We start from the raw sequence: 24,453 nt of genomic DNA on the forward strand, positions 1-24,453 counted from the left end.
GAAGACACGTTCGACAACTCTTATACACTCCCGTTCACATCCCTCGGGTATGCAGACGCCACCCGGAACCACGCTCGGCGTCGTCGGCGGCGGCCAACTCGGTCGGATGCTCGCCGAGGCCGCCTCACCACTCGGCGTCGACGTGGTCGTCCTCGACCCTACGCCGGACTGCCCCGCGGCGACGCCCGCCGCCGACCACATCGAAGGGGCGTTCGACGACCCGGACGCGTTCGCCGAACTCGCAGCGCGCTCGGACGTCCTCACGTTCGAGATCGAGCTCGCCGACGCGGACCTCCTCGCGGACGTCGACGTCCCCGTCCACCCGAAACCGTCGACGCTCCGGACGACCGAGGACAAACTCGCGGAGAAGGAAGCGCTCGCCGACGCCGGCGTCCCCGTGCCGTCCTTCCGGCGCGTCGACTCCGCGAGCGACCTCCGTAAGGCCCTCGACACCCTCGGGAGCCCCCTGATGTTGAAGGCTCGCCACGGCGGCTACGACGGCCGGGGCAACCACCGCACCGGCTCCGTCGGCGACGCCGAGGACTACTTCGGCGACCTCGAGGGGTTGGTCGCCGAGGAACTCGTGGACTTCGAGCGCGAACTCTCCGTCATCGCCGCGAAGGGCGCGAGCGAGAACGCGCAGTTCCCCGTCGTCGAGAACGTCCACGAGGAGGAAATCCTGCGCGAGACGCGCGCGCCGCCCGCCACCACCGACGACGTCGTCAAGCGCGCACGCGAGGTCGTCAACGACGTCATCGACGTGCTGGAGGGCCGGGGCGTCTACGGCGTCGAACTCTTCGAGGTGGACGGGCAGGTGCTCGTGAACGAAATCGCCCCCCGGCCGCACAACTCCGGCCACTACACCATCGAGGGCGCGGTCACCTCCCAGTTCGAACAGCACGTCCGGGCCGTCCTCGGCCTGCCGCTCGGCGACCCGAGCCTCCGCGGGCCGACGGCGATGGTGAATGTTCTCGGCGACGTCGAGGAGACGAAACCCGCACGCCTCACCGGGGTGCCGGAGGCGCTCGCCGTCCCGACGGCCGCCCTCCACTGGTACGGCAAACACGACGTGCGCCCGCTGCGCAAGATGGGGCACGTCACCGCCCTCGGCGACGACGTCGCGGAAGCAAGCGAGCGAGCGAACGACGCGCGAGACGCCCTCTCCTTCGAGTAACCATGACCAGCATCCCAGACCCCGACGTCGAGCAGGACAGCGTGGACGAACTCTGCGACCTCTTCCGCGCGGAAGCCGAGCGAGAGCGTGAGAAGACCCCGGACGTCGGCATCGTGATGGGGAGCGACTCCGACCTCCCGACGATGCGCGGGGCCTACGAGGCACTCACCGACCTCGGGTTCGCCGAAGTCACCGACTACGACGACCCGCCCGCGGAGCGGTTCACCTTCGAAACGTTCGTCGTCTCCGCCCACCGCACCCCCGACCTGATGTACGCGTACGCGGAGACGGCCGAGGCGCGCGGCCTCGACGTCATCATCGCGGGCGCCGGCGGGAAGTCCGCCGACCTCCCGAACATGACCGCGTCCATCGCCTACCCCGTGCCGGTCATCGGCGTCCCAGTCCAGGAGAAGTCCGTGGACTCCGTCATCGGGATGCCGACCGGCGCGCCGCTCACCACGGTCGACGCCGGGAAGTCCTACAACGCCGCGCTCTCCGCCGCACAAGTGCTGGCGCGCCAGTACGACGACCTCCGCGACCGACTCGTCGCGCTCCACGAGGACCAGCGTGACGGGGTGGGTGACGTCTCCCGTCGTTTGCACGAGCGTGGCACACCCGGATTCGAGGAGAGCGGCTGAACCGTACAAATTCGGGGTTTTAGGAAGTATCCTAAAGAATCAATGTTTATACGCGTGGGGGGTGAAGTGCCGCGTGATACGGACGATGAACCAATGGATCGCCGTCGGCGTGTTCGCCGTCGTGGCCGCTTCGATACCTGCCATCATGGTGCAGGCGTCGAAGCTGCTGCGGCCGAGCGTGCCGGAAAAAGGGAAAGAAACCGTCTACGAGAGCGGTGAGGTCCCGACGGGGGGGACGCGGCTCAACTTCAACATCCAGTACTACCTGGTTGCGCTGCTGTTCCTCGTCTTCGACATCGAGACCGTCCTGATCTTCCCGTGGACCGTCATCTATCAGGACGCCGTCAGCTCCGTCGGTCTCGGAGCCTCACTCTACCCGATGCTGGCCTTCATCGCAGTCCTCGTGGTCGGTCTCGTCTGGGCATGGCGCACCGGCGCCATTCGGTGGGCGAGCACTCCGAAATCTGAGTTCAACACATGAGTAGCGACCACCCTCGCGACGACATCATCGACACGACCGCACCGCAGACGAAGACACGGGAGGACCGAATGGGCGAGGTCGACTCCCGATTCAACTCGACGCTCCGTGAGGCGTTCGGCTCGACGCCGTTCATCCTCACGAAGTTCGACCAGTTCATGAACTGGGTGCGCGGCTCCTCCATGTTCATGCTCCAGTTCGGTATCGCGTGCTGCAGCATCGAGATGATGCACACGTACGCCGTCAAACACGACCTCGACCGCTTCGGCTCCGGGGTCCCGCGCGCGTCCCCGCGACAGGCGGACGTCATGATCGTGCCGGGCACTATCGTCTCCAAGTTCGCCCCGCGCATGAAGCGCGTCTACGACCAGATGCCCGAGCCGAAGTTCGTCGTGAACATGGGCTCCTGTTCGACCTCCGGCGGGCCGTTCCAGCAGGGCTACAACGTCGTCAAGGGCGCCGAGGAGGTCATCCCCGTGGACATCCACATCCCGGGCTGCCCGCCGCGCCCCGAAGCCCTCGTCTACGGCGTCGTCAAACTCCAAGAGCGCATCAAGAACGGCGAAACGTCGCCAGTCACCGTCAAACCCTACGAGCTCGAGGAGTTCGGCGACCTCGAACGCGACGAACTCGTGGAGAAACTCGCCGACGAAATCGACGAGGACACCCTCGTCATGCGCTACAACTGGGCTGATTCGCCATGAGTCAGACCACCGAGGAACCGTCCGAGGACGCCGAGGTCGAGCCCGAGGACGTCGTCGAAGGCGTCGACTACGACGCCATCGAGGCGCTGCTCGGCGACGCCGTCGTCGGACGCGAAACGCACACGAACGCCGAGGGCTTCGTCGTGCGCGCCGACCGCGTGCAGGACGCGCTCTCCGCGCTCAAGGAGGAGGCGGGCTTCGACCACCTCTCGAACGTCTCCGCACAGGAGTACGCGGACCGCTTCGAGTCCATCTACCACCTGAAGAAGTACGACGACCCCACGCAGGAAGTCTCGGTCGTCGTGCCGACGACGCGTGACGACCCCGTCAGTCAGAGCGCCGAGCCGGTCTTCCGCACCGCCGACTGGCACGAGCGGGAGGCCTACGACCTCGTCGGGGTCAACTACGACGAGCACCCCGACCTCCGGCGCATCCTCCTCCCCGAAACGTGGCAGGGCCACCCGCTCGGGCGGAACTACAACCAGGACAAGCCCCAGATCGTTACGTTCGAGGAGCACGAGAACCCGCTCGCGGACGACCACCGCGACGAGGACACCATGCTCATCAACATCGGGCCGCACCACCCCGCGACCCACGGTGTCCTCCACCTCAAGACGATTCTGGACGGCGAGCAGGTGCTCGACGTCGAGCCCGACATCGGCTACCTCCACCGCTGCGAGGAGCAGATGGCTCAATCGGGTACCTACCGCCACCAGATTATGCCGTACCCCGACCGCTGGGACTACGGCTCCGCGGGCATCCTGAACGAGTGGGCGTACGCGCGCGTCGCCGAGGACCTCAACGACATCGAGGTCCCCGAGTACGCACAGGTGATGCGGACGATGAGCGCGGAACTCTGTCGCATCGCCGCCCACCTCCTCGCGCTCGGGACGTTCTGCCTCGACATCTACGGCGACTTCACCGCCATCTTCATGTACGCGATGCGGGACCGCGAAGTCGTCCAGAACATCCTCGAGGACCTCACCGGCCAGCGGATGATGTTCAACTACCTCCGCCTCGGCGGCGTAGTCTGGGACGTCCCCGAGCCCCGCGAGGAGTTCTTCGCGAACGTCCGGGAGTTCCTCGACGAACTCCCCGGCCGCATGGAGGAGTACCACGACCTCATCACGGAGAACGAGCTCTTCCAAGCCCGGACGGTCGACACCGGCATCCTCGAACCCGAGACGGCGAAGGACTACGGCGTCACGGGTCCGGTCGCCCGCGCCTCCGGCATCGACTACGACCTGCGCCGGGACGACCCCTACGGCTACTACGAGAACCTCGACTGGAAGGTCGTCACCGACGACGGGAAGGACAACTACTCGCGCCTGCTCGTCCGCATGCGCGAAGTCGAGCAGTCCGCGCGTATCATCCAGCAATGCGTCGACCTGCTGGAGGAGTGGCCGGAGGACGAGCGCGACATCCAGGCGAACGTCCCGCGGACGCTCAACCCCGAGCCGGACAAGGAAGCCTATCGCGCCGTCGAGGGCGCGAAGGGCGAGCTCGGCATCTACATCCGCTCGGACGGGACGGACAAGCCCGCCCGCTTCAAGATCCGGAGCCCGTGTTTCAGTAACCTGCAGGCGCTCCCCGAGATGGCGGAGGGCGAGTACGTCCCGGACCTCGTCGCCACGCTCGGGAGCCTCGACATCATCCTCGGTGAGGTGGATCGCTGATGGCGACGGCACCGGTCGCGCTCGCGGAGTGGCTCGGTTACGCCACGCCGCCGCTCTGGCTGGAGCTCCTCCTCGACGTCGCCGTCGCAGGTGTCATCGTCACCATCATGCTCCTCATGTCGGCGATTGCCGGCCCGTGGGCGAAGCGAAAGATCACGGCGATGTTCACCGACCGCATCGCCGTCGACCGCATCGGGCCGTTCGGCATCCTCACCATCGTCTCGGACGCCGTGCGCCTGATGTCGAAGGAGCTCATCATCCCGGACGGTGCCGACCGACCCGCTTTCGACCTCGCGCCCGCTATTCTGCCGCTCTCCGCGCTGCTCGGGTTCGCGGTCATCCCGCTCGGGAGCGGCCTCCAGCTCGCCGACCCCGAAATCGGCCTCGTCTACGTCTTCGCGGTGTCCGGCATCGCGAGCGTCGGCATGGTCGTCGGTGGCTACGCCTCCGGGAGCAAGTACTCGCTCCTCGGGTCGATGCGGTCGGTCGCCGAGAGCCTCGCCTACGAGATTCCGCTCGTCGTCACGGCGGCGTCGGTCGTCCTCCTGACGGGGACGCTCCAGCTCAGCGAAATCGTCGCTGCCCAGCAGGGGACGCTGTTCTCGCTCGGGCCCATCGCCGTCCCGGCGTGGTACGGCTTCCTCAACCCGTTCGCGCTGGCGCTGTTCCTCGTCGCGAGCCTCGCGGAAGTCGGGCGTAACCCGTTCGACATCGGGGAGGCGCCGACCGAAATCGTCGGCGGGTACATCACGGAGTACTCCGGTATCTACTTCGTGCTGTTCTTCCTCGGCGAGTTCCTCCACATCTTCCTCAGCGGCGCCGTCGTCACGACGCTGTTCCTCGGCGGCCCCGCCGGCCCCGGACCCGAGTGGCTCGGTATCCTCTGGTTCGCCGTGAAGGTCTGGGCGGTCTTCCTCTTCACCCAGTGGTGTCGCGCCGCAGTCCCGCGCGTACGTATCGACCAGATGCTCGAAATCGGCTGGAAAGGACTCCTCGTCCTCTCCTTCGCGAACCTGGTTCTCACGGCCATCATCGTGGGAGTGATAGCATGATTGGACTCCTCAAGTCGATGGCGACGACGATGAAACACGCACTGGACGGGAAGACGTTCACCGTCGAGTACCCGGAGGAGGCCCCGGAGGTCTCCCCGCGGTTCCGCGGCATCCACAAGTTCAGCCAGGAGCGCTGTATCTGGTGTCGCCAGTGCGAGAAGGTGTGTCCGAACGACACCATCCAAATCGTCACCGACGACAAACGGCAGGGCGAACAGTACAACCTCCACGTCGCGCAGTGCATCTACTGCCGGCTCTGCGAGGAGGTCTGTCCCGTTGACGCGATTCTCCTCACGGAGAACTTCGAGTTCAACGGCGACACGAAACACGACCTCGTGTACAACAAAGAACAGCTCGGGAACGTCCCGTGGTACAAGGACATCGACCCGCTGGCGGCCCGCGAACCCGACCGTGGTGCGTGGGTCGGCGAGGGTGACGGGGAGGTCGACTACCAGTGAGCAACACACTCGAACTCGCGGCGTTCCTCGTGTTCGCGCTCGCGACTGTCGGGTTCAGCCTCGGCGTCGTGCTCGCGAAGCAGGCGTGGCACTCCGCGCTCTCGCTCGGCGGCGCGCTCTTCACCGTCGCCATCCACTACGTGATGTTGAACGCGGAGTTCGTCGCGGCGATGCAGGTGCTGGTGTACGTCGGGGGCGTCCTCGTCCTGCTAGCGTTCGCCGTCATGCTCACGCAGGGTGAGCGGGAGGTGGCGACATGACCTCGCGCCCGAAGCTCGCGACGAACGCGAACTTCGCCCGCGGCCTCGGCGCGCTCGCGCTGTTCGCCGTGCTCGCAGGCGCGTTCCTCCTCACGGAGTTCGGGCCGGCCGCGTGGTACCCCGAGGGCGCATCCGTCACCGCCGGCATCGGCTACGCGCTCTTCGACATGAGCGGCCAGACGCCGCTCATCGACACCGGCTTCCTCGCGGCGTTCGAGACGGTGGACTTCGTGCTCGTCGCCGCGCTCGTCGCCGCGATTACGCTCGCACGCAAGGACGGAGGTGAGGCCTGATGGTCCCGCTAGAGTACTATCTCGTGCTCTCGGCCGCCGTCTTCTGCGTCGGCGTCTTCGGCGTGCTCGCGCGGCGGAACGCGCTCGTCTTCCTGATGAGCGTCGAACTCATGCTCAACTCGGCGAACATCGTCTTCGTCGCGGCGAGCGGCCAGTACGGCACCATCAGCGGCCAGGTGTTCAGCCTGTTCACGATGGCGCTCGCCGCCGCCGAAGTCGCCGTCGGCATCGGCATCGTGCTCGTGCTGTATCGGAACTTCAAAAGTGTGGACGTCACGAAAGCGACGGGTATGAGGTGGTAACATGTCGGGTGCACTCTCCTTCGCGCCCGCGATCGCCCTGCTCCCGTTCGCGGCGTTCCTCGTCGCGTTGCTCGTCGGGCACTACCGGCCGAACGCGCTCCCGAAGGGCGGCGCGCTCCCGGGCATCGTCGCGACGGCGCTCTCGCTCGCGCTCTCCGTGTGGACGCTCCTCGCGGTGAGCGTCGGGCAGACGACGTACTCGCAGGTCTGGACGTGGGTGCCGGCGGCGAACGAGTCGTTCGCGCTGACGTTCGGCGTGCTCGTCGACCCGCTCTCGTCGCTGATGGTCGTCATCGTCAGCGGCGTCTCGCTGCTCGTCCACGTCTTCAGCCTCGGCTACATGAACGACGAGGGGGAGACCGGTCTTCCCAGGTATTACGCCGGCCTCGGCCTCTTCACGGCGAGCATGCTCGCGTTCTCGCTCGCCTCGAACCTGCTGGAGGCGTTCGTCTTCTTCGAGCTCGTCGGTTTCTGCTCGTGGTGGCTCATCGGCTTCTGGTTCCGCGAGCCCGGCCCGGCGTCCGCCGCGAAGAAGGCGTTCCTCGTCACCCGCTTCGGTGACTACTTCCTGCTCGTCGGCGTCGTCGGCGTCCTCGGGACGTTCGGCACCGCCGCGTTCGCGGGCGCGGAGTCGTTCCCGACGCTCGCACACGCCGCCCTCGAGGGCGAGGCGAGCGTGAACACGTTCGGGTTCGCCCCCGAGACGTGGTTCACGATGCTCGGCCTCCTGATCCTCGGCGGCGTCGTCGGGAAGTCCGCACAGTTCCCCCTGCAGACGTGGCTCCCCGACGCGATGGAGGGCCCGACGCCCGTCTCCGCGCTCATCCACGCCGCGACGATGGTTGCGGCCGGCGTCTACCTCGTTGCGCGGATGTACGGCTTCTACGCGCTCACCCCGACGACGCTCACGGTCATCGCGCTCGTCGGTGGGTTCACCGCGCTGTTCGCCGCGACGATGGCGCTCGTGAAGCGCGAGATCAAGCAGGTGCTCGCCTACTCCACCATCAGCCAGTACGGCTACATCATGCTGGGCCTCGGCTCCGGTGGGTACGTCGCGAGCGTCTTCCACCTCTTGACGCACGCGACGTTCAAGGCGCTCCTCTTCCTCGGCGCCGGTGCAGTCATCATCGCGATGCACCACGACGAGGACATGTGGCAGATGGGCGGCCTCAAGGACCGGATGCCCACGACGTACTGGGCGTTCCTCGCGGGGTCGCTCGCGCTCGCCGGCATCGTGCCGTTCGCGGGCTTCTGGTCGAAGGACGCCGTCCTCTACCACGCCCTGACCGTAGGCCTCGGGGGCGAACCGCTCGTCCTGCTCGCCTACGTCATGGGACTCGTCGCGGTGTTCTTCACCGGGTTCTACACGTTCCGGATGGTGTTCCTCACCTTCCACGGCGAACCCCGCAGCGACGCGGCGCGCGAGGCCGAACCCGCCTCGGCGAACATGCGCTACCCGGTCGCGATTCTCGGCGTCGGCGCCGCCGTCGTCGGCCTCGTGAACGTGGACGCCATCCGCTCGCTCGTCGGCCATCAGCTCCTCTTCCTGGAGCGGTGGCTCGACGGCCCGCTGCCGGCCGTGAGCGGCCACGCCGCCGAGCACTACCACGAACTCGTGGTTGACGTCGCCGGCTTCCACGCGGCGTCGCTCAGCCCGCTCGTCGCCGCCGGCGTGACGCTCGTCGTCGCACTCGTCGGCGTCGCGCTCGCGTGGTCGTGGTACAACGTGCCGAACCCGACCGAGCGCACGGACGCGCTCGGCCCCGCGAAGACCGTACTGTACAACAACTACTACCAGGACGAGTTCCAGACGTGGCTCGCGCAGGGCGTCACCGAACCGCTCGCACGCGGCGTCGACGTCTTCGACGGCAGCATCGTCGACGGCGTCGTCAACGGCGTCTCCTCCGGGAGCCTCTCGGCTAGCCGTCGGGTCCGCCGGCTCCAGACCGGCGTTGTGACGACGTACGTGACCCAGATCGTCTTCGGGCTCGTCGCCCTTCTCGTTCTGGTCCTGCTGCTCGGGAGGTGGTTCTGAGATGTTAATCGAAGCCCTACTCGCCGTCACGTTCGCCAGCGCGTTCGCGGTGTTGCTCGCCCCGGAGAAGTACGCGGGCCGGCTCGCCGCCGCGCTGAGCCTGCTCCCGCTCGCCGGGAGTCTCTACGCCTACGCGACGTTCGACGCGAGCGGTAACGCCGTGCTCGGCGGGACGCCCGCGTTCGAGACGACCATGCAGTGGATCGAGGCCGGTGCCTACACCATCAACTGGCACGTCGGCCTCGACGGCATCAGCCTGCCGCTCGTCCTCCTCACCACCGTGCTGACGACGGTCGCCGTCGTCGCCGCGTGGGGCGACATCGCCGAGCGGGAGTCGCTGTTCTACGCGCTCCTGTTGTTCACGGAGGCGAGCCTCGTCGGCGTCTTCGCGGCGCTCGACTTCTTCGTCTGGTTCGTCTTCTGGGAGTTCGTGCTCGTGCCGATGTACTTCCTCGTCGCCGTCTACGGCGGCCCGCGTCGGCGCTACGCCGCGATCAAGTTCTTCGTCTACACGAACGTCGCGAGTCTCGTGCTGTTCGTCGGGCTGATGGCGCTCGTCGTCGCGACGCCCGTCACGAGCTTCGGGTTCGAGGCCATCGCGGCGGCCGTCCGCGCCGGTGAGGTGAGCGCGGCATTCGGCCTCTCGGCCGGCACGCTCACCGCCGTCGCGTTCCTCGCGCTCTTCGTCGGGTTCGCCGTCAAGAGCGCGTTCGTCCCGTTCCACACGTGGCTGCCGGACGCCTACACGGAGGCGCCGACGGCCGTGACGGTGCTCCTCGCGGGCGTCGTCACGAAGATGGGGACGTACTCGCTGCTGCGGTTCAACGTCACGATGTTCCCCGACCTGCTGCGCGAGTGGGCGCTCCCGCTCGCAATCGTCGCCGTCGTCACGGTACTCTACGGGTCGCTCGCGGCGCTCGCCCAGCGCGACGCCAAGCGCCTCGTCGCCTACACCTCCATCCCGTCGATGGGCTTCGTCCTCCTCGGGCTGGTAGCCTCGACGAACTACGGCGTCGCCGGGGCGACCTTCCAGATGGTGAGTCACGGCCTGCTCGTCAGCGTGCTCTTCCTCGGCGTCGGCTACGTCGAGACCGCCACGGGCACACGGATGCTCGATAAGGTCAGCGGCCTCGCCGACCGGATGCCCGTCGCGGCCGCCGTCCTCGTCGCGGGCGCATTCGGCTACATGGGCCTCCCGCTCATGTCCGGGTTCGCCGGCGAGTTCTTCGTCTTCACGGGCTCGTTCGCGGCCGACTACGCGAACGCCCAGCTCGTCACCGCGGTCGGCATGTTCGGCATCGTCGTCGTCGCCGGCTACTTGCTGACGTTCCTCCAGCGCGTCCTCATGGGGCCGTTCGAGGCACCGTCGGAGGCCGTGAGCGCGGCGTCGCGGCGCGACCTCGCGCCCGCCGTCGTCCTCGTCCTCCTCTCGATACTCCTCGGGGTCGCCCCCGGGACGCTCATGGGGATGATTCAGAACGCCGCCGGCGCGCTCGTCGGCGTCATCGGAGGTGGTCTCTAGATGGAACTCCCAGCCCTCACGCCACAGTACGTCCTCGGCCTCGCGGCGCTGCTCGTGCTCGCCGCGGACGCGCTCTGGCCCACGGACCGCAAGAACAGCCTGCTCGCCGGCATCGCGACGCTCGGCAGCGCGGTGAGCGCCGCGGTGGCCGCGTGGTTCCTCGCGGCCGGCGTCGGCGTGACGCCGCTCGTGCGCTTCGGCGGCGCGCTCGCTGTCGACCAACTCGCGCTGTTCTTCACGGTGGTCTTCGGGAGCGTCGCGGCGCTCGTCTCGCTCGCGAGCTACGACTACGTCCGCGACGAACCGCACCGCGCGGCCTACTACGCGCTCGTCCTCCTCTCGACGGCGGGCATGTCGCTGATGGCGGCGGCGAACTCGCTCGTCACGGCGTTCGTCGCGCTCGAACTCGTCAGCCTGCCCGCGTACGCGCTCGTCGCGTACCTCAAGCAGGACAAGGGGAGCGTCGAAGCCGGCCTGAAGTATTTCCTCGTCGGCGCGCTCTCCTCGGCCGTGTTCGTCTACGGCATCGCGCTCGTCTACGCCGCCACCGGCGTCTTCGGCTTCGAGGCGCTCGCCTCGGCCGTCGCCGGGAGCGAGCACGTCGAGTTGCTCGGCGTCGGCATCGTGATGCTCATCGGCGGCTTCGCGTTCAAGACCGCGAGCGTCCCGTTCCACTTCTGGGCGCCCGAGGCCTACGAGGGCGCGCCCGCGCCGATCAGCGCGTTCATCTCCTCGGCGTCGAAGGCCGCGGGGTTCGCGCTCGCGTTCCGCGTCTTCCTGCTCGCCTTCCCTGCGGGCGTTCTCGCGGACGTCGGCGTCCCGTGGCCGATGGTCTTCGCGATTCTCGCGGCGGTCACGATGACGCTCGGGAACTTCGCGGCGGCGACCCAGGAGAACGTCAAGCGGATGCTCGCCTACTCGAGCGTTGGGCACGCCGGCTACGTTCTCATCGGCCTCGCCGCGCTCGGCGGCTCCGGTGACTCCTTCGTCGTCGGCGCGAGCCTCACCCACCTGCTCGTCTACGGCTTCATGAACACGGGCGCGTTCCTCGTGGTCGCGCTCGCCGAGCAGTGGGGCGTCGGCCGCACCTTCGAGGACTACAACGGCCTCGCGACGGAGGCGCCGGTGGCGTGTGCCGCGCTCGCTGTCTTCGTCTTCAGCCTCGCCGGCCTCCCGGTCGGTGGTGGCTTCTTCTCGAAGTACTTCCTCTTCCTCGGCGCGGTCAACTCGGGGCTCTGGTGGCTCGCGGCGCTCGGCGTCGTGAACAGCGCGCTCTCGCTGTTCTACTACAGCCGCCTCGTGAAGGCTGTCTGGGTGAACGACCCCGAGGGCGAGTTCGACATCCGCGAGCGCCCGGTCGGCATCTACGCCGCCGTCGTCGCCGCCGCCGTCGCGACGGTCGCGCTCCTCGTCGCCTTCGGCGTCGTCTCCGACGCGGCGTTCTCCGCGGCGTCCGTCCTCGTCGGCGCCTGAGCCGACTCGTAGACGGCACACTTTACTTTCTACCGGCCCGAGGTTTCGAGCAGATGGTATCTCGGCTGGTGCTCGGTAGCGGGACGGTCTGTCACTCCGTCCTCGAGACGGTCCGCGAGCGGCCCGGCGACCTGCTCGTCCTCGACCCGGACGAGAGCCGTATCGAGTCGCTGCGGAACGAGAAGGTCGCCGCCGAAGTCGGGGACGTCACCGATGCCACGGAGCTCCGCCGCGTCGGCGGGACGCCGGACGTCGTCTTCGTCGCGAGCGACGACCCGACGGTGAACACCCTCGCGACCGAGGCAGCCAACGAGGCATTTCCCAAAGCGTACCTCGTCGCGTACACGGGGACGGGGGCGACCGCACGGCACCGCCGGACGCTCACCGAGACGGCCGACCGGGTCTGTTCCGCGGGCGCAGCGCTCCTCGACGACGTGGAGACCGAACTCGAACGCGGGATGGACACACGCGCCCGGCGCCTCCGCGAGACGCTGCAGGCCGTCGAGGGGACGCTGACAGTTCTCGCACACGACAACCCCGACCCGGACGCCATCGCGGCGGCCATCGCGCTCTGTCGCATCGCCGAGTCCGTCGGCGTCGACGCCGAGCCCTGTTACTTCGGCGAAATCAGCCACCAGGAGAACCGGGCGTTCGTCAACCTCCTCGAGTTGGAGTTGACGCGCCTCGACCCCGAGGAGGCCCACGCGTTCGACGCCGTCGCGCTCGTCGATCACTCCGCGCCGGGCGTGAACGACCAGCTCGACCCGGAGACGGAGGTCGACATCGTCGTTGACCACCACCCGCCGAAGGGCGAGGTGACGGCGCGCTTTTCGGACATCCGCGAGGACGTCGGCGCGACGAGCACGATTCTCACCCAGTACCTCGAGCGCTTCGACATCACCACCGCGGAGGACATCGCGACGGCGCTCCTCTACGGCATCCGCATCGACACGAAGGACTTCCGGCGCGAAATCACCCAGCAGGACTTCGAGGCGGCGGCGACGCTGCTGCCGGACGCGGACACGGACGTCCTCGAGCGCATCGAGAGCCCCTCCATCAGCGCGGACACCTTCGAGGTGGTCGCGCGCGGCATCCGGAACCGCGAACTCGACGGCTCCGTCCTCGCGTCCTGTGTGGGGCCGATAACCGACCGCGACGCGCTCGCGCAGGCCGCCGACCGCCTCCTCGCAATTCAGGGCGTGACGGTGACGTTCGTCTACGGCTTCACCGAGGGGACGATTTACGCGTCGGCGCGCGGCCGCGGGAACGACGTGGACCTCGGGGAGGCGCTCCGCACGGCGTTCGACGGCATGGGGAGCGCGGGCGGCCACACGGACATGGCGGGCGCGCAGATCCCGCTCGGCATCTTCGACGTCCTCCAGGAGGACGAGGGCGAGACGCTCGCGTCCGTGCTCGAGGACACCATCACGCCGCGCTTCTTCGACGCGGTCCGCGGGCGCACCGCGGCTGGCGGGACGATGCCGGGCACCGACGACTCGGACGCCGGCACGGCCGACGAGGGCGGCGACGCCGAAGGCGCGGGGGGCGACGCGGCGTGAGACGCCGGCAACGTCTTTTTGTCCGTCGCACGCCTCCTGACAACTAATGGACGAGCCGTTCGACTCGACGGCGGGCGGGAAACCCCGCGTGCGAGACTACATGACGCGAGACGTCGCGACTGTCGCGCCGGAGGACACCGTTGGTGAAGTCGCGCGGCGCATCGTGGAGAGCGACGGTCACAACGGCTTCCCGGTCGCGCAGGGCCGGAAGGTGGAGGGCTTCGTGACCGCGCGCGACCTCCTGCGCGCGGACGACGCCGCGCCGATGTTCCGCGTGATGTCCGACGACCTCATCGTCGCACACCCCGAGATGAACGTGAACGACGCCGCGCGCGTCATCCTCCGCTCGGGCATCCAGAAACTCCCCGTGGTGGACGACGCGGGGACGCTCGTCGGCATCATCTCGAACGCGGACGTCATCCGCTCGCAGATCGAGCGCGCGACCCCCGAGAAGGTCGGCAAACTCCTGCGGACGCTGGAGACGATTCACGACGTGCGCGCGGACGAGGAGCGCCGCCGCGTCGCCATCGACGACCTCGTCCCCACGCAGGGGAAGGTCTACGCGGACGAGCTGGAGGGACGACGGTACGAACTCGAGCGCGGCCTCACGGAGCCGCTCGTCGTCATCGACAACGCCGGCGACCTGCTGCTCGCCGACGGCCACCACCGCGCGATGGCCGCACACACGACGGACGTCGAGGAGATGGACGCCTACGTAATCGTCCTTAGCGAGCGCGTCGACCTCGGGATGGCGCGTACCGCGCGCAACGAGGGTCTCGAGTCCGTCGAGGACGTCAACGTCGTCGACTACGCCCGACACCCGCTGGTCGAGACGACCGAACGCCTGCAATAGGGACTTTTCTCCCCCGAGTGTCAGTCTGGCGCTCCGTCGCCGGCCGAGACGTGTCACTCAGCCACGCAAGGAGCGTCGGCACACGCGTCGAGAGCCACGGTGTCGAATCGCACGAGGGGTCTCGGTTTGCCCGACGATGCCGCTGGTGTGGTAAGCCCTATCTATCACTATCCATCGGCAAGTTTTATACCGGTAATCGGCCATTGTGCACACGAATCATGGCTGGCGAAGCAGACCCCGAAGACGTGGAACTGGAGGCACATCTCGCGGAGCAAGAGGTATTCGAGCCACCCGCGTCCTTCGTGGAGCAGGCTAACGTCACCGACGAGGATATCTATGAGGAGTTCGAGGAGAACTGGCCCGAATGCTGGGAGGGCGCGGCCGACCTCCTGAGCTGGGACGAGGACTACGACGAGGTCCTCGACGCCTCGAACCCGCCGTTCTACGAGTGGTTCACTGACGGCAAGCTGAACGCCTCGTACAACTGTATCGACCGCCACCTCGACGAACGCGGCGACGAAGCCGCCCTCGAATGGGTCGGCGAACCTGTCGAAGAGGACAACCGCACCATCACCTACGAGGAGCTCCACCGGGAGGTCAACGAGTTCGCCGCCGCGCTCCGCGACCTCGGCGTCGGCGAGGACGACGTCGTCACGATGTACATGCCGATGATCCCCGAGCTCCCCATCGCCATGCTCGCCTGTGCGCGCATCGGCGCACCTCACTCGGTCGTCTTCGCCGGCTTCTCTGCGGAAGCGCTCGCGACCCGGATGAACGCCGCCGACTCGGAGTACCTCGTGACCTGCGACGGCTACTACCGGCGCGGCGACCCCCTCGACCACCTCGACAAGACGAACGAGGGGCTCGCGGGCGTCGACCACGACGTCGACACCGTGGTCGTCGACCGCCTCGGCCCGAACGGCGACGACTTCGGTCATGACCTCGCCGACGACCAGCACGACTACGGCGACCTCATCGACGCCCATGCCGGCGCGGAGGTCGAGCCGGTCGAACGCGACGCCGAGGACATGCTCTTCCTCATGTACACCTCGGGCACGACCGGCCAGCCGAAGGGCGTGAAACACACCACCGGCGGCTATCTCGCGTGGTCCGCGTGGACCTCGCAATCCGTCCTCGACATCAAGCCCGAGGACACCTACTTCTGTACCGCCGACATCGGCTGGATTACCGGCCACTCCTACATCGTCTACGGCCCGCTCGCGCTCGGCACCACCTCGATGATGTACGAGGGAACGCCGGACTATCCGACCCGTGAACGCCTCTGGCAGATCATCGAAGAGTACGAGGCCGACCAGCTCTACACCGCGCCGACCGCCATTCGCTCGTTTATGAAGTGGGGCGAGGAGTACCCCGCAAACCACGACCTCTCGAGCCTCCGCCTGCTCGGGACCGTCGGCGAGCCAATCAACCCGCGCGCGTGGAAGTGGTACTACAAGCACATCGGCGGTGAGGAGTGCCCCATCGTCGACACCTGGTGGCAGACCGAGACCGGTGGCCACATGGTGACGACTCTCCCCGCAGTCAACGACATGAAGCCCGGGAGCGCCGGCCCCGCGCTCCCCGGCCTCGACGTCGAGATCGTCGACACGAACGCCGAGGAAGTCGAGCCGGGCCGCGCCGGCTACCTCACCGTCCAGAAGCCGTGGCCGGGCATGCTCCGGACGCTCTACAAGAACGACGAGCGGTTCATCGAGGAGTACTGGTCGGAGTACTCCGACACGGACTCCGACGACATGGAGGACTGGGTCTACTTCCCCGAGGACGGCGCGAAAATCGACCAGGACGACTACATCACCGTCCTCGGACGCGTCGACGACGTCATCAACGTCTCCGGGCACCGCCTCGGCACGATGGAGATCGAGTCCGCCATCGTCGGCGTCGAAGGCGTCGCCGAGGCCGCCGTCGTCGGCGGCGAGCACGACCTGAAGGGCGAAGCCGTCTACGCCTACGTCATCCTCGAAGAGGGTTACGAGGGAGACGACGAGATGCGCGACCGCATCGTCGCCGGCGTCGAGGACGCCATCGGGCCCATCGCGCGCCCCGAGTCCGTCGTCTTCACGCCCGAACTCCCGAAGACCCGCTCCGGGAAAATTATGCGTCGCCTGCTCGAGGACATCGCGAACCAGGCCGAGCTGGGTGACACCTCGACCCTGCAGAACCCGAACATCGTCGAGGAGATCCGCGACAAGGTCCACGGCGACGACTGACGCGGCACCCACCGTTCCTCCGTCTTTCGCATCGGGTAGCCACGCGTCTCGCCGACGGCCGGGCTTCTTAGGGGCTCCCCGCCCTCGTGGTCGCGTATGGCCGAGGCACTCTGCTTCGACATGTACGGCACGCTCTGTGACGTCTCCAGCGTCGCGGACGCCATCGAGTCCGAACTCGACGTCCCCACCTCGCTCGCCGCGGACGTCGATACACTCTGGCGCGAGAAACAACTCGAGTACGCCTTCCATCGGGGCGCGATGGGGCGCTACGAGCCCTTCGACGTCGTGACCCGGGAGGCACTCGACTACGCGCTCGACTACTACGGCCTCGACGCGACGGCGCGCGCCGCGCTCATGCAGGCCTACGACGACCTCGAGCCCTACCCGGACACGCTCGATGCGCTCGCGTCGCTCGCCGAACGCCACGACACGGTCGTCTTCTCGAACGGCACGCCCGCGATGCTCGACGCGCTCGCCGCGAACACCAGCATCGACGCGCACGTCGACGGCCTCGTCAGCGCCGACGCCGTCGAGGCGCTCAAGCCCGACCCGGCAGTCTACGAGCACGTCGCAAGCGACCTCGGGCGCCCCATCGAGGAGTGTCGGCTCGTCTCCTCGAACGCGTGGGACGTCGCGGGCGCGAGCGCCGCCGGGATGCGGACCGCGTGGGTGAACCGGGCGAACGCCCCCGCCGAACGCGTCGGCGGCGACGCCGACCTCGAAGTCCCGGACCTCGAAGCGCTCGCCGAAACGCTCTAACGCTCCTCGACCGTGGTCGGCGTCGCGTCGTCGAAACGCGCGACGTACGAGACGAGCAACAGGAGGACGCCAAGCATCAAGCCAACCATCACCATCCCGTAGACGGCGAGGTTCAGCGGCGTCAGCGCGAACGTGACGGGGCCGAGCGACCCCGCGTGGCCGTCGATATTCGGCTGCAGGACGTAGCCGAGCGCGTAGCCGAACAGGCCCGCGATGACTACGGCCGCGCCGTAAATCCCGAAGACGACGTGACGGCCGCGAGTCGGCGCAGAAGTGTCCATACGGCGTCTTCGAACCGGAGCGATTAGCCTTTTGCGTTGTCCGCCGTAGCCGCGTCCATGCAAGAGAAGGAGAAACTCCTCATCATGCTCTTCGGCATCGCCATCGTCATGATGGCCGCATCGTTCGCCGTCGTCATCTCGTAACCGCGCGGAAAACAGCGAAAACCGAAACCCCGTCGCGCCGCGTCAGTCCGCCGCTTCGACGTCGACGTCTTCTTCGCCGCCGTCAGCGAGCAGGCGCTCGCGCTTCTGCTCGTACCAGTCCCACTCGTGGGTGAACTGGTCGATCGCCTTGAGGTCCCACGGGTCGCCCGAGTCGATGCGCTTGCCGTAGTTCGCGGACTGCCAGACGTTCCAGAGGAACGCGAGCTGGCCGACCGTCATGATGAGCGCACCGAGCGTCGCGACGGCGTGCCACGTCATGAACTGCGGGATGTAGGTGGCGTAGCGACGCGGCATCCCGCCGTAGCCGAGGATGAGCATCGCGATGAACGTCACGTTCCCGCCGATGATGGAGAGCCAGAAGTGCCACAGCGCGAGGCCCCGGTCGTACATCCGGCCGGTCATGAGCGGGAACCAGTAGTAGAGGCCCGCGAAGAGCGCGAATCCGATTGCGCCGAAGACGATGAAGTGGAAGTGCCCCACCACGTAGTAGGTGTCCTGCATGATGAGGTCGAACGGGATGGCGGCGAGGAAGACGCCGGTGACGCCGCCGATGATGAAGTTCTGGACGAAGCCGACGGCGAACAGCATCGGCGCCGTCATGCGCAGTTTCCCGTTCCAGATCGTTGTGATCCAGTTGAACACCTTCACCGCGGACGGCACGCCGATGGCGAGCGAGATTGCCATGAAGGAGGCGGTGAGTCGCGGGTTGATGCCCGTCGTGAACATGTGGTGCGCCCACACCCCGAAGCTCAGGATACCGATAGCGAGCGTCGAGTAGACGACGAACTTGAAGCCGAAGAGCTTCCGGCCCGCGAACTTCGGCAGGATGAGACTGACCAGCCCCATCGGGGGCAGGACGAGGATGTAGACCTCGGGGTGGCCGAAGAACCAGAAGAGGTGCTGGAAGAGCAAGGCCCCACCGCCCTCCGCGGCGAAGAACATCGTCCCGAAGTTCCGGTCGAGCAGCAGCATCGTGACTGCCGCGGTCAGGACAGGGAAGGCGAACAGGATGAGTCCGCCCTGCGTGAGCATCGTCCAACTGAAGATATCGAGCTTGCTCCACGGGACCTTCTCCGTGTTACGCTCGACGACGATGGTGGCGATGAAGTTGATCGCACCCATCGTCGTCGAGAAGCCCGACAGGTGGAAGCCGAGCAGGAAGACGTCGACGCCCACGCCCTCCATCGACGTCGAGAGCGGCGTGTAGAGCGTCCACGCGGTCTTCGCCGCCTGGATGTCAATCCCAATGACGGGGAGGAAGAACCCGGCCCACATCAGGATAGTCGCGAACGGGAGGATCCAGAACGCGATGGCGTTGATGCGCGGGAACGCCATGTCGTCGGCGTCCACGAGCAGCGGCACCATGTAGTTCCCGATGGCGAAAATCATCGGCGCCGCGAACAGGAACAGCATCGTGATGCCGTGCGTGGTCAGCAACGCGTTGTAGAGCCCGAACCCACCGTAAGTGGACATCAGGTCCATCGACGGCGTCGTGAGCTCGAGGCGCATCAGGAGCGCCGTGATGCCGCCCCACGCGAACGCGACGACGCCGAACACGAGGTAGAGCAGCCCGAGGTCCTTGTGGTCGACGGTCGTTAGCCAGCGAGTCAATCCTGCCGGTTTCTCTTCGTGCCCGTGCCCGGTGCTTTCGCCGTAGCCGCCCCCTCCGACAGGCGCGTACGCCTGCCAGTCTTCGAGGCGGGTCAGCCATCCCGCCACGATGAGGAGCAGCAGCCCCATCAGCACCGAGAGTATGAGTTCGGGGGAAACTGCCATGTTCGGTGGTGGGCGGCCCACCGTAAAGAAAGGTACGGGTTCGTCCCCCGGCGGTCAGTTTATGGACCGACTTCGACGTCCTCGGCAACCTCGATGCGATTGGCGGCGACGTACGTCAGAATCGCGAGGCCGACGAACGGCAGGACGATGAGCGCGTACTGCAGCACGCGACTCAGCAGGTCGCTGCTCGTCCACGGGTCGACGACCCAGAAGAGGACGGCGAACGCTAGCATGATGACGAGCGGAATGATGTTCACCGCGATGTCGAGGAGGACGTCCTTCTCGAAGACGCTGGAGTGGGAAGTCATTGAGGGAGTGTGCGGCCCGCGCCCAAATATATGTTGAGGGTTCCGGCCTACAGGTAGCCGGACTCGTAGAGGAACAGTCCGACGGCGGCGATGACGGCGAGGAGGCCGCCGCCGGCGAGCGTGAGCGCGCGGCTCGTGTAGGGCGTGAGGACGAGGAGCGCCGTCCCCGCGACGCCGACGAGTGCGCCGACGCCGAGCGACGTGCTCCAGAGCGAGTTCGCGTAGCCGGACTCGCGCATGATGCCGACGACGCTCGCCTCGAGGAGGAGGACGCCGCCGATGCCGACGGGGAGGACGACCCCGCCCAAGAACACGCCGACTTCGCTGAGGACGAGACCGAGTGCGACGAACAGTGGCCACGGGCTCGCGGTCGGATATCGCTCGCTGAGGCCCGATTGTTCTTCCATGCCCCGTTGTTGGGGTGCGGGGATAAGAAGCGTATCGCTCCGGGGACGCCTAGAAGGGACTGAACTCGGTGCCGTAGACGGAGCCGATGTAGACGACGGCGACGAGGAACAGCCAGACGGCGTCGACGAAGTGCCAGTACCAGGAGACGGTGGTGACGGAGACGTGGCGGTCCTCGTTGTACTGACCACGCAGCGCGCGGACGACGAGGATACCGATGAGGAGCGCCCCGAAGCTCACGTGCATCCCGTGGAGGCCGGTGAGCCCGTAGAAGCCGCTCGCGAAGACGCCCGAGGTGAGGGTGAAGCCCTCGTGGACGATGAACTCGTAGTACTCGTAGACCTGTCCCACCATGAAGACGGCGCCGAGCAGGAACGTCACGACGAGCCCCTGCACGAAGCGCTGGTGGTTCCCCTTCTGGAGTTCGTGCTCAGCCCAGTGGATGGTGAAACTGGAGACGACGAGCAGCACCGTGTTCAGGACGAGGACGCCGGTGAGAAGCCCGCTGTGCGGGAGGTACTCGGCACTCCACGAGCCCGTGCGGATGAAGAAGTAGTACGCGAAGCCGACGCCGAACGTGGCGATGTCGGTCGCGAGGAACAGGATCATCCCGAGACGCAGGGACTCGCCGCCGTTGTGCGAGCCGCGCTCCCAGAAGTCGACGATGAACGCCTGATAGATCCAGCCGATCATTCCGGCGATGCTGACGACCACGCCGGCGCCGAACAGACCGACGCCGACCGTCGGGGTAGTCAGGTCGGTTGTTCGGCCGACGACGAACAGCGTCGCGCCGAAGTACACCAGCGTGAGCCCGATTGCCGTGAAGAACGGCCACCAGCTCGCCTCACCGTAGCCGCGCGGCCAGTCGCGGACGGCGGGCAGGAAGTGATGACCGTGGTCTTCGCTTTCCTCCGTAGCCATATACTCGCGGGTAGCGCGGGATACACTAAAAAACCTCCCAACTGGCCTCGCGGGTTCGGGCGAACGCCGTCGCTCGGCGTGTGAACGAACGGAGAAGTGTGGGCGGCGTTACGCGGCGAGGCTGGGGGCCGCGACGGCGTGAGAGCTCGAGTCGGTCGACGTGGAGTTGGTGGACGTCGAGTTCCCGCTCGAACTGGAGCTGCTCGACCCGGAGTCACTCTGGGCCTGCTGTGCTTGCTGGCTCGCCCACTGCTCGTAGTCGCTCTGACTCTTCACGACGACGTCAGCGAGCATGTTGGAGTGGCCGGCGCCACAGAACTCCGCACAGTAGAGGACGTAGGGTTCGTCCTGCACGGCGCTGGAGTCGATTTCCGTGGCGATGTAGGTGGCGTGCCCGGGGAAGGCGTCTTTCTTCAACCCGAGCGCCGGAATGTGGACGGCGTGGAGCACGTCACGCGACGTGATCTTCAACACGAGTTGCTTCTCGGCGGGGAGTACGAGCTTGTTGGACGTGAAGTTCGTCCCGTTGTGCTGGTAGTGGAACTGCCACGACCACTGGTAGGAGTCGACGTGGACGACGGTCGTCTCGGGCTGCTCCGCCATCTGCTGGGCGTCGGTCTTCGAGGGCATGACGTAGGGCGAGCCCATCGCACCGTAGGCGGCGAGTCCGACGAACAGCAGGACGACCGCAGTGGCAGCGGTCCAGGTGATTTCGAGACGGCGGTTCTCCTTGGTGGGTTTCGCCTCGTCGGCCTTCCGGAATTTCCAGATGGCGTAGAAGAGGACACCCTCGACGATGATGGTGATGGGGAGCGCGACGGCGAGCAACAGGTCGCTGACGTTGTTGATGTACCCGCTCGTGACGGAGGACGCCGCTGCGGCCGGAGTCGCGGCGACGACGAACGGCACCAGCCCCATCAGCCCCATCGTCAGGACGGACGCGAGCCGCTTCCGGAACATTGCTATGCGACGGTTGGGAGGTGCCGGGCAAATAACTACCGACTCGGGGTTTCGCACGCCACGGAGTCGGACAGGCTAAGTACGCCCCACCCCAACCGACGCCAAGAGGTTTTCACGTGCGCACGACACGCCCCCGACTCACGCACGCACTCGTCGCCACCACCCTCGGCGTTTACGCACTCCTCGTCGTGGGTGCGACGACGGCGCTGACGGACGCCGCATCGGCCTGTCGGACGTGGCCGGCCTGTAACGGCGAGTGGTTCGCGCTCTCCTCGTTCGCGCTCGAAGTCGTCTGGGCGCACCGCCTCGCCGCCGTCGTCGTCGGCCTGCTCGTGCTCGGGACCACCGCGCTCGCCGTGCTGGAGGACGCCGAGACGCGGGTCGTCGCGTCGCTCGGCGTCTCGCTCGCACTCTACCCCGTACAGGTCGGCGTCGGCGCGCTCGCGGCGACGGGCGCACTCGCGTACGTCCCGGCGCTCCACCTCGGCCTCGGCGTCGTCATCTTCGCCGGTCTCATCCTCGCGCTCGCGTGGACGCTCGAGACACAGACGGCCGACCGGCCCTCGGCGGAGTGGGCAGGCGAGCCGAAGGACGGGACCGGCGGCGCCGTCGACGACGACGGCAATTCGCCCTCGGGGCCGCTCGCACTCGCGAACGCCTACTTCCGGATGATGAAGCCGCGGTTGATGTGGCTGCTCTGTCTGGTCGCGTCCGCGGGGATGGCACTCGCCGCCGGCCCCGACCTGTCCGCGCGTACCGTCGTCTTCACGCTGCTCGGCGGCGTGCTCTCCATCGGCGCGAGCGGGACGTTCAACCACGTCCTCGAGCGCGAGAAGGACAAGAAGATGAACCGGACGAGCGACCGGCCGCTCGCCACGGAGCTGATCCCGAAGCGGAACGCGTTCGCCTTCGGCGTCCTGCTCACGGTGGCGTCCGTCGCCGTCTTCCTACAGGTGGGGATGCTCGCGGCGGGCCTCGGCCTCGTCGCCATCCTCTTCTACTCGGTGGTGTACACGCTCCTGTTGAAGCCGAACACCGACCAGAACACGGTCATCGGCGGCGCTGCGGGCGCGCTCCCCGCGCTCATCGGCTGGGCGGCGGTCACGGGAACGCTGGGCGTGCCCGCACTCGCACTCGCGGGCGTCATCTTCCTCTGGACGCCGGCGCACTTCTACAACCTCGCGCTCGCCTACCGCGACGACTACGAGCGCGGCGGCTTCCCGATGATGCCGGTCGTCCGGGGGGCGGCGGTCACCCGCAAGCACATCGTCGGCTGGCTGGGCGCGACGCTCGTCGGCGCGGCGGCGCTCGCCGCGGTCACCGACCTCGGGTGGCTCTACGCGGCGACGGTCGTCGCGCTCGGCGGCGTGTTCCTCTGGGCGGTCGTCCGCCTGCACTACGAGCGCGACCGGGCGGCGGCGATGCGCTCGTTCCACGCCTCGAACGCCTTCCTCGGCGCGACGCTCCTCGCCGTCGTCCTCGACGCCCTCGTGATCTGAGCGATGCACGCACTCGCACGCCGACTCCCCGACCTCGATTCCGGCACACTCCTCTCGTGGGCGGCCGTGCTGAACGCCGAAATCCTCGTCACGCTCGCGTACGTCGTGCTCGCACCGTCGATACCGACGGACCCGCTCACCTACGTCTACCCGTGGGTCTGGCTGAACGTCGCGGCGTGGGGCGTCCTGCGCGTGCGCCCGTCGCCGACCCCCGGGCGGGTCCGGTGGCTCGCGGCCGCCGTCGGCGTCGCCTACTTCCTCGTCGTCGGCTACGCGGGCGGCCTCTACCACCTCTCGGGCGCGGGCCTCGGGTTCTCGCTCCACTGGCTCCCGCCGGGGTGGGGGCCAGCACCCGTCTACAGCGCCGACGGCCTCACCGTCGTCCTGATGCCGTTCAAACTCGGAGGGTACGCGGCGCTCGCCTACCTCGTCTCCGTGACGGTGCGCGACGCCTCCGCGTCGGCGCTCTCGGGCGTCCTCGGCCTCGTCTCCTGTGTCTCCTGTACGTGGCCGATTCTCGCCACCGTCGCGACCGGGCTCTTCGGGAGCGCGTCGGCGCTCACGTCCGTCGCGATGACGGAGGCATACGGGATTTCGACGGTCGTCTTCGTCGTCTCCGTGCTCGCGCTCGTCTGGCGGCCGACGCGTTGACAGTTGTACTGTGCCGTCGCTCC

25 protein-coding genes are annotated in these 24,453 nt (G+C 67.4%); 19 read left to right on the forward strand and 6 right to left on the reverse strand.

Going from position 1 to position 24,453, the window contains the following annotated elements:
- Positions 1-49: 49 nt before the first annotated feature.
- The 17 genes from ACQUS8_RS04730 to ACQUS8_RS04810 all read left to right on the forward strand — a co-directional run bounded on the left by ACQUS8_RS04730 (position 50) and on the right by ACQUS8_RS04810 (position 17,464).
- Positions 50-1,174 carry a 5-(carboxyamino)imidazole ribonucleotide synthase gene (locus ACQUS8_RS04730; RefSeq protein WP_435097665.1) on the forward strand — a complete coding sequence of 375 codons (1,125 nt, stop codon included), beginning with the start codon at positions 50-52 and terminating at the stop codon, positions 1,172-1,174.
- Between the two features lie 2 nt (positions 1,175-1,176).
- The gene (gene purE / locus ACQUS8_RS04735) at positions 1,177-1,812 is read left to right on the forward strand and encodes a 5-(carboxyamino)imidazole ribonucleotide mutase (protein WP_435097668.1); all 636 of its coding nucleotides are present in this window, start codon (positions 1,177-1,179) and stop codon (positions 1,810-1,812) included.
- 85 nt (positions 1,813-1,897) lie between these two features.
- Positions 1,898-2,293 carry an NADH-quinone oxidoreductase subunit A gene (locus ACQUS8_RS04740; protein WP_435097671.1) on the forward strand — a complete coding sequence of 132 codons (396 nt, stop codon included), beginning with the start codon at positions 1,898-1,900 and terminating at the stop codon, positions 2,291-2,293.
- Positions 2,290-2,994: an NADH-quinone oxidoreductase subunit B gene (locus tag ACQUS8_RS04745; RefSeq protein ID WP_435097674.1), complete on the forward strand. Its 705-nt coding sequence runs from the start codon at positions 2,290-2,292 to the stop codon at positions 2,992-2,994. The genes ACQUS8_RS04740 and ACQUS8_RS04745 overlap by 4 nt, the downstream gene beginning before the upstream one ends.
- The gene (locus tag ACQUS8_RS04750) at positions 2,991-4,670 is read left to right on the forward strand and encodes an NADH-quinone oxidoreductase subunit D (RefSeq protein ID WP_435097676.1); all 1,680 of its coding nucleotides are present in this window, start codon (positions 2,991-2,993) and stop codon (positions 4,668-4,670) included. Before ACQUS8_RS04745 ends, ACQUS8_RS04750 begins: the two co-directional genes overlap by 4 nt.
- The gene (locus ACQUS8_RS04755; protein ID WP_435097679.1) at positions 4,670-5,722 is read left to right on the forward strand and encodes a complex I subunit 1/NuoH family protein; all 1,053 of its coding nucleotides are present in this window, start codon (positions 4,670-4,672) and stop codon (positions 5,720-5,722) included. The genes ACQUS8_RS04750 and ACQUS8_RS04755 overlap by 1 nt, the downstream gene beginning before the upstream one ends.
- Positions 5,719-6,180, forward strand: coding sequence for a NuoI/complex I 23 kDa subunit family protein (locus tag ACQUS8_RS04760; RefSeq protein ID WP_123073988.1), 462 nt, complete (start codon positions 5,719-5,721; stop codon positions 6,178-6,180). Before ACQUS8_RS04755 ends, ACQUS8_RS04760 begins: the two co-directional genes overlap by 4 nt.
- The gene (locus ACQUS8_RS04765) at positions 6,177-6,440 is read left to right on the forward strand and encodes an NADH-quinone oxidoreductase subunit J (RefSeq protein ID WP_435097684.1); all 264 of its coding nucleotides are present in this window, start codon (positions 6,177-6,179) and stop codon (positions 6,438-6,440) included. Before ACQUS8_RS04760 ends, ACQUS8_RS04765 begins: the two co-directional genes overlap by 4 nt.
- Positions 6,437-6,733 (forward strand): hypothetical protein, encoded by a 297-nt coding sequence (locus tag ACQUS8_RS04770; protein ID WP_435097687.1) that lies wholly within the window; start codon positions 6,437-6,439, stop codon positions 6,731-6,733. The genes ACQUS8_RS04765 and ACQUS8_RS04770 overlap by 4 nt, the downstream gene beginning before the upstream one ends.
- Entirely contained in the window at positions 6,733-7,035 is a 303-nt protein-coding gene (nuoK, locus tag ACQUS8_RS04775) for an NADH-quinone oxidoreductase subunit NuoK (protein WP_435097690.1), read from the forward strand. The genes ACQUS8_RS04770 and nuoK overlap by 1 nt, the downstream gene beginning before the upstream one ends.
- A gap of 1 nt (position 7,036) precedes the next feature.
- Positions 7,037-9,070 (forward strand): NADH-quinone oxidoreductase subunit L, encoded by a 2,034-nt coding sequence (gene nuoL / locus ACQUS8_RS04780; protein WP_435097693.1) that lies wholly within the window; start codon positions 7,037-7,039, stop codon positions 9,068-9,070.
- Between the two features lies 1 nt (position 9,071).
- Entirely contained in the window at positions 9,072-10,592 is a 1,521-nt protein-coding gene (locus ACQUS8_RS04785; RefSeq protein ID WP_435097696.1) for a complex I subunit 4 family protein, read from the forward strand.
- Positions 10,593-12,065, forward strand: a complete 1,473-nt coding sequence (locus ACQUS8_RS04790) for an NADH-quinone oxidoreductase subunit N (protein ID WP_435097699.1) — start codon at positions 10,593-10,595, stop codon at positions 12,063-12,065.
- A 53-nt stretch (positions 12,066-12,118) separates the two neighbouring features.
- Positions 12,119-13,624: a DHH family phosphoesterase gene (locus ACQUS8_RS04795; protein ID WP_435097702.1), complete on the forward strand. Its 1,506-nt coding sequence runs from the start codon at positions 12,119-12,121 to the stop codon at positions 13,622-13,624.
- A gap of 46 nt (positions 13,625-13,670) precedes the next feature.
- Entirely contained in the window at positions 13,671-14,477 is an 807-nt protein-coding gene (locus ACQUS8_RS04800; protein ID WP_435097705.1) for a CBS domain-containing protein, read from the forward strand.
- Positions 14,478-14,695: 218 nt separating this feature from the next.
- The gene (gene acs / locus ACQUS8_RS04805; RefSeq protein WP_435097708.1) at positions 14,696-16,705 is read left to right on the forward strand and encodes an acetate--CoA ligase; all 2,010 of its coding nucleotides are present in this window, start codon (positions 14,696-14,698) and stop codon (positions 16,703-16,705) included.
- Positions 16,706-16,801: 96 nt separating this feature from the next.
- A complete protein-coding gene (locus tag ACQUS8_RS04810) occupies positions 16,802-17,464 on the forward strand; it encodes a haloacid dehalogenase type II (RefSeq protein ID WP_435097711.1) in 663 nt (220 codons plus the stop codon).
- On the opposite strand, the gene ACQUS8_RS04815 is transcribed toward ACQUS8_RS04810, so the two are convergent.
- The 6 genes from ACQUS8_RS04815 to coxB all read right to left on the reverse strand — a co-directional run bounded on the left by ACQUS8_RS04815 (position 17,461) and on the right by coxB (position 22,280).
- Entirely contained in the window at positions 17,461-17,745 is a 285-nt protein-coding gene (locus tag ACQUS8_RS04815; protein WP_435097714.1) for a DUF7520 family protein, read from the reverse strand. The genes ACQUS8_RS04810 and ACQUS8_RS04815 overlap by 4 nt on opposite strands.
- A gap of 186 nt (positions 17,746-17,931) precedes the next feature.
- Complete coding sequence (locus tag ACQUS8_RS04820; protein WP_435097717.1) at positions 17,932-19,686, reverse strand: cbb3-type cytochrome c oxidase subunit I; 1,755 nt, start codon at positions 19,684-19,686, stop codon at positions 17,932-17,934.
- A gap of 59 nt (positions 19,687-19,745) precedes the next feature.
- A complete protein-coding gene (locus ACQUS8_RS04825; RefSeq protein WP_435097720.1) occupies positions 19,746-19,994 on the reverse strand; it encodes a DUF6684 family protein in 249 nt (82 codons plus the stop codon).
- A 47-nt stretch (positions 19,995-20,041) separates the two neighbouring features.
- Positions 20,042-20,401 carry a DUF7541 family protein gene (locus tag ACQUS8_RS04830; RefSeq protein WP_435097723.1) on the reverse strand — a complete coding sequence of 120 codons (360 nt, stop codon included), beginning with the start codon at positions 20,399-20,401 and terminating at the stop codon, positions 20,042-20,044.
- A 49-nt stretch (positions 20,402-20,450) separates the two neighbouring features.
- Positions 20,451-21,320 (reverse strand): cytochrome c oxidase subunit 3, encoded by an 870-nt coding sequence (locus tag ACQUS8_RS04835; RefSeq protein ID WP_435097726.1) that lies wholly within the window; start codon positions 21,318-21,320, stop codon positions 20,451-20,453.
- Positions 21,321-21,428: 108 nt separating this feature from the next.
- Positions 21,429-22,280: a cytochrome c oxidase subunit II gene (gene coxB, locus ACQUS8_RS04840; protein WP_435097729.1), complete on the reverse strand. Its 852-nt coding sequence runs from the start codon at positions 22,278-22,280 to the stop codon at positions 21,429-21,431.
- Between the two features lie 116 nt (positions 22,281-22,396).
- Between coxB and ACQUS8_RS04845 the strand changes: the two genes are divergently transcribed.
- Positions 22,397-23,779, forward strand: coding sequence for a heme o synthase (locus tag ACQUS8_RS04845; protein ID WP_435097732.1), 1,383 nt, complete (start codon positions 22,397-22,399; stop codon positions 23,777-23,779).
- A gap of 3 nt (positions 23,780-23,782) precedes the next feature.
- On the forward strand, positions 23,783-24,430 hold the full coding sequence (locus ACQUS8_RS04850; protein ID WP_435097735.1) for a DUF7546 family protein: 648 nt from the start codon (positions 23,783-23,785) through the stop codon (positions 24,428-24,430).
- Positions 24,431-24,453: the final 23 nt, after the last annotated feature.

The organism is Halarchaeum sp. P4 (genome assembly GCF_051195175.1).
Classification (GTDB): Archaea; Halobacteriota; Halobacteria; order Halobacteriales; family Halobacteriaceae; genus Halarchaeum.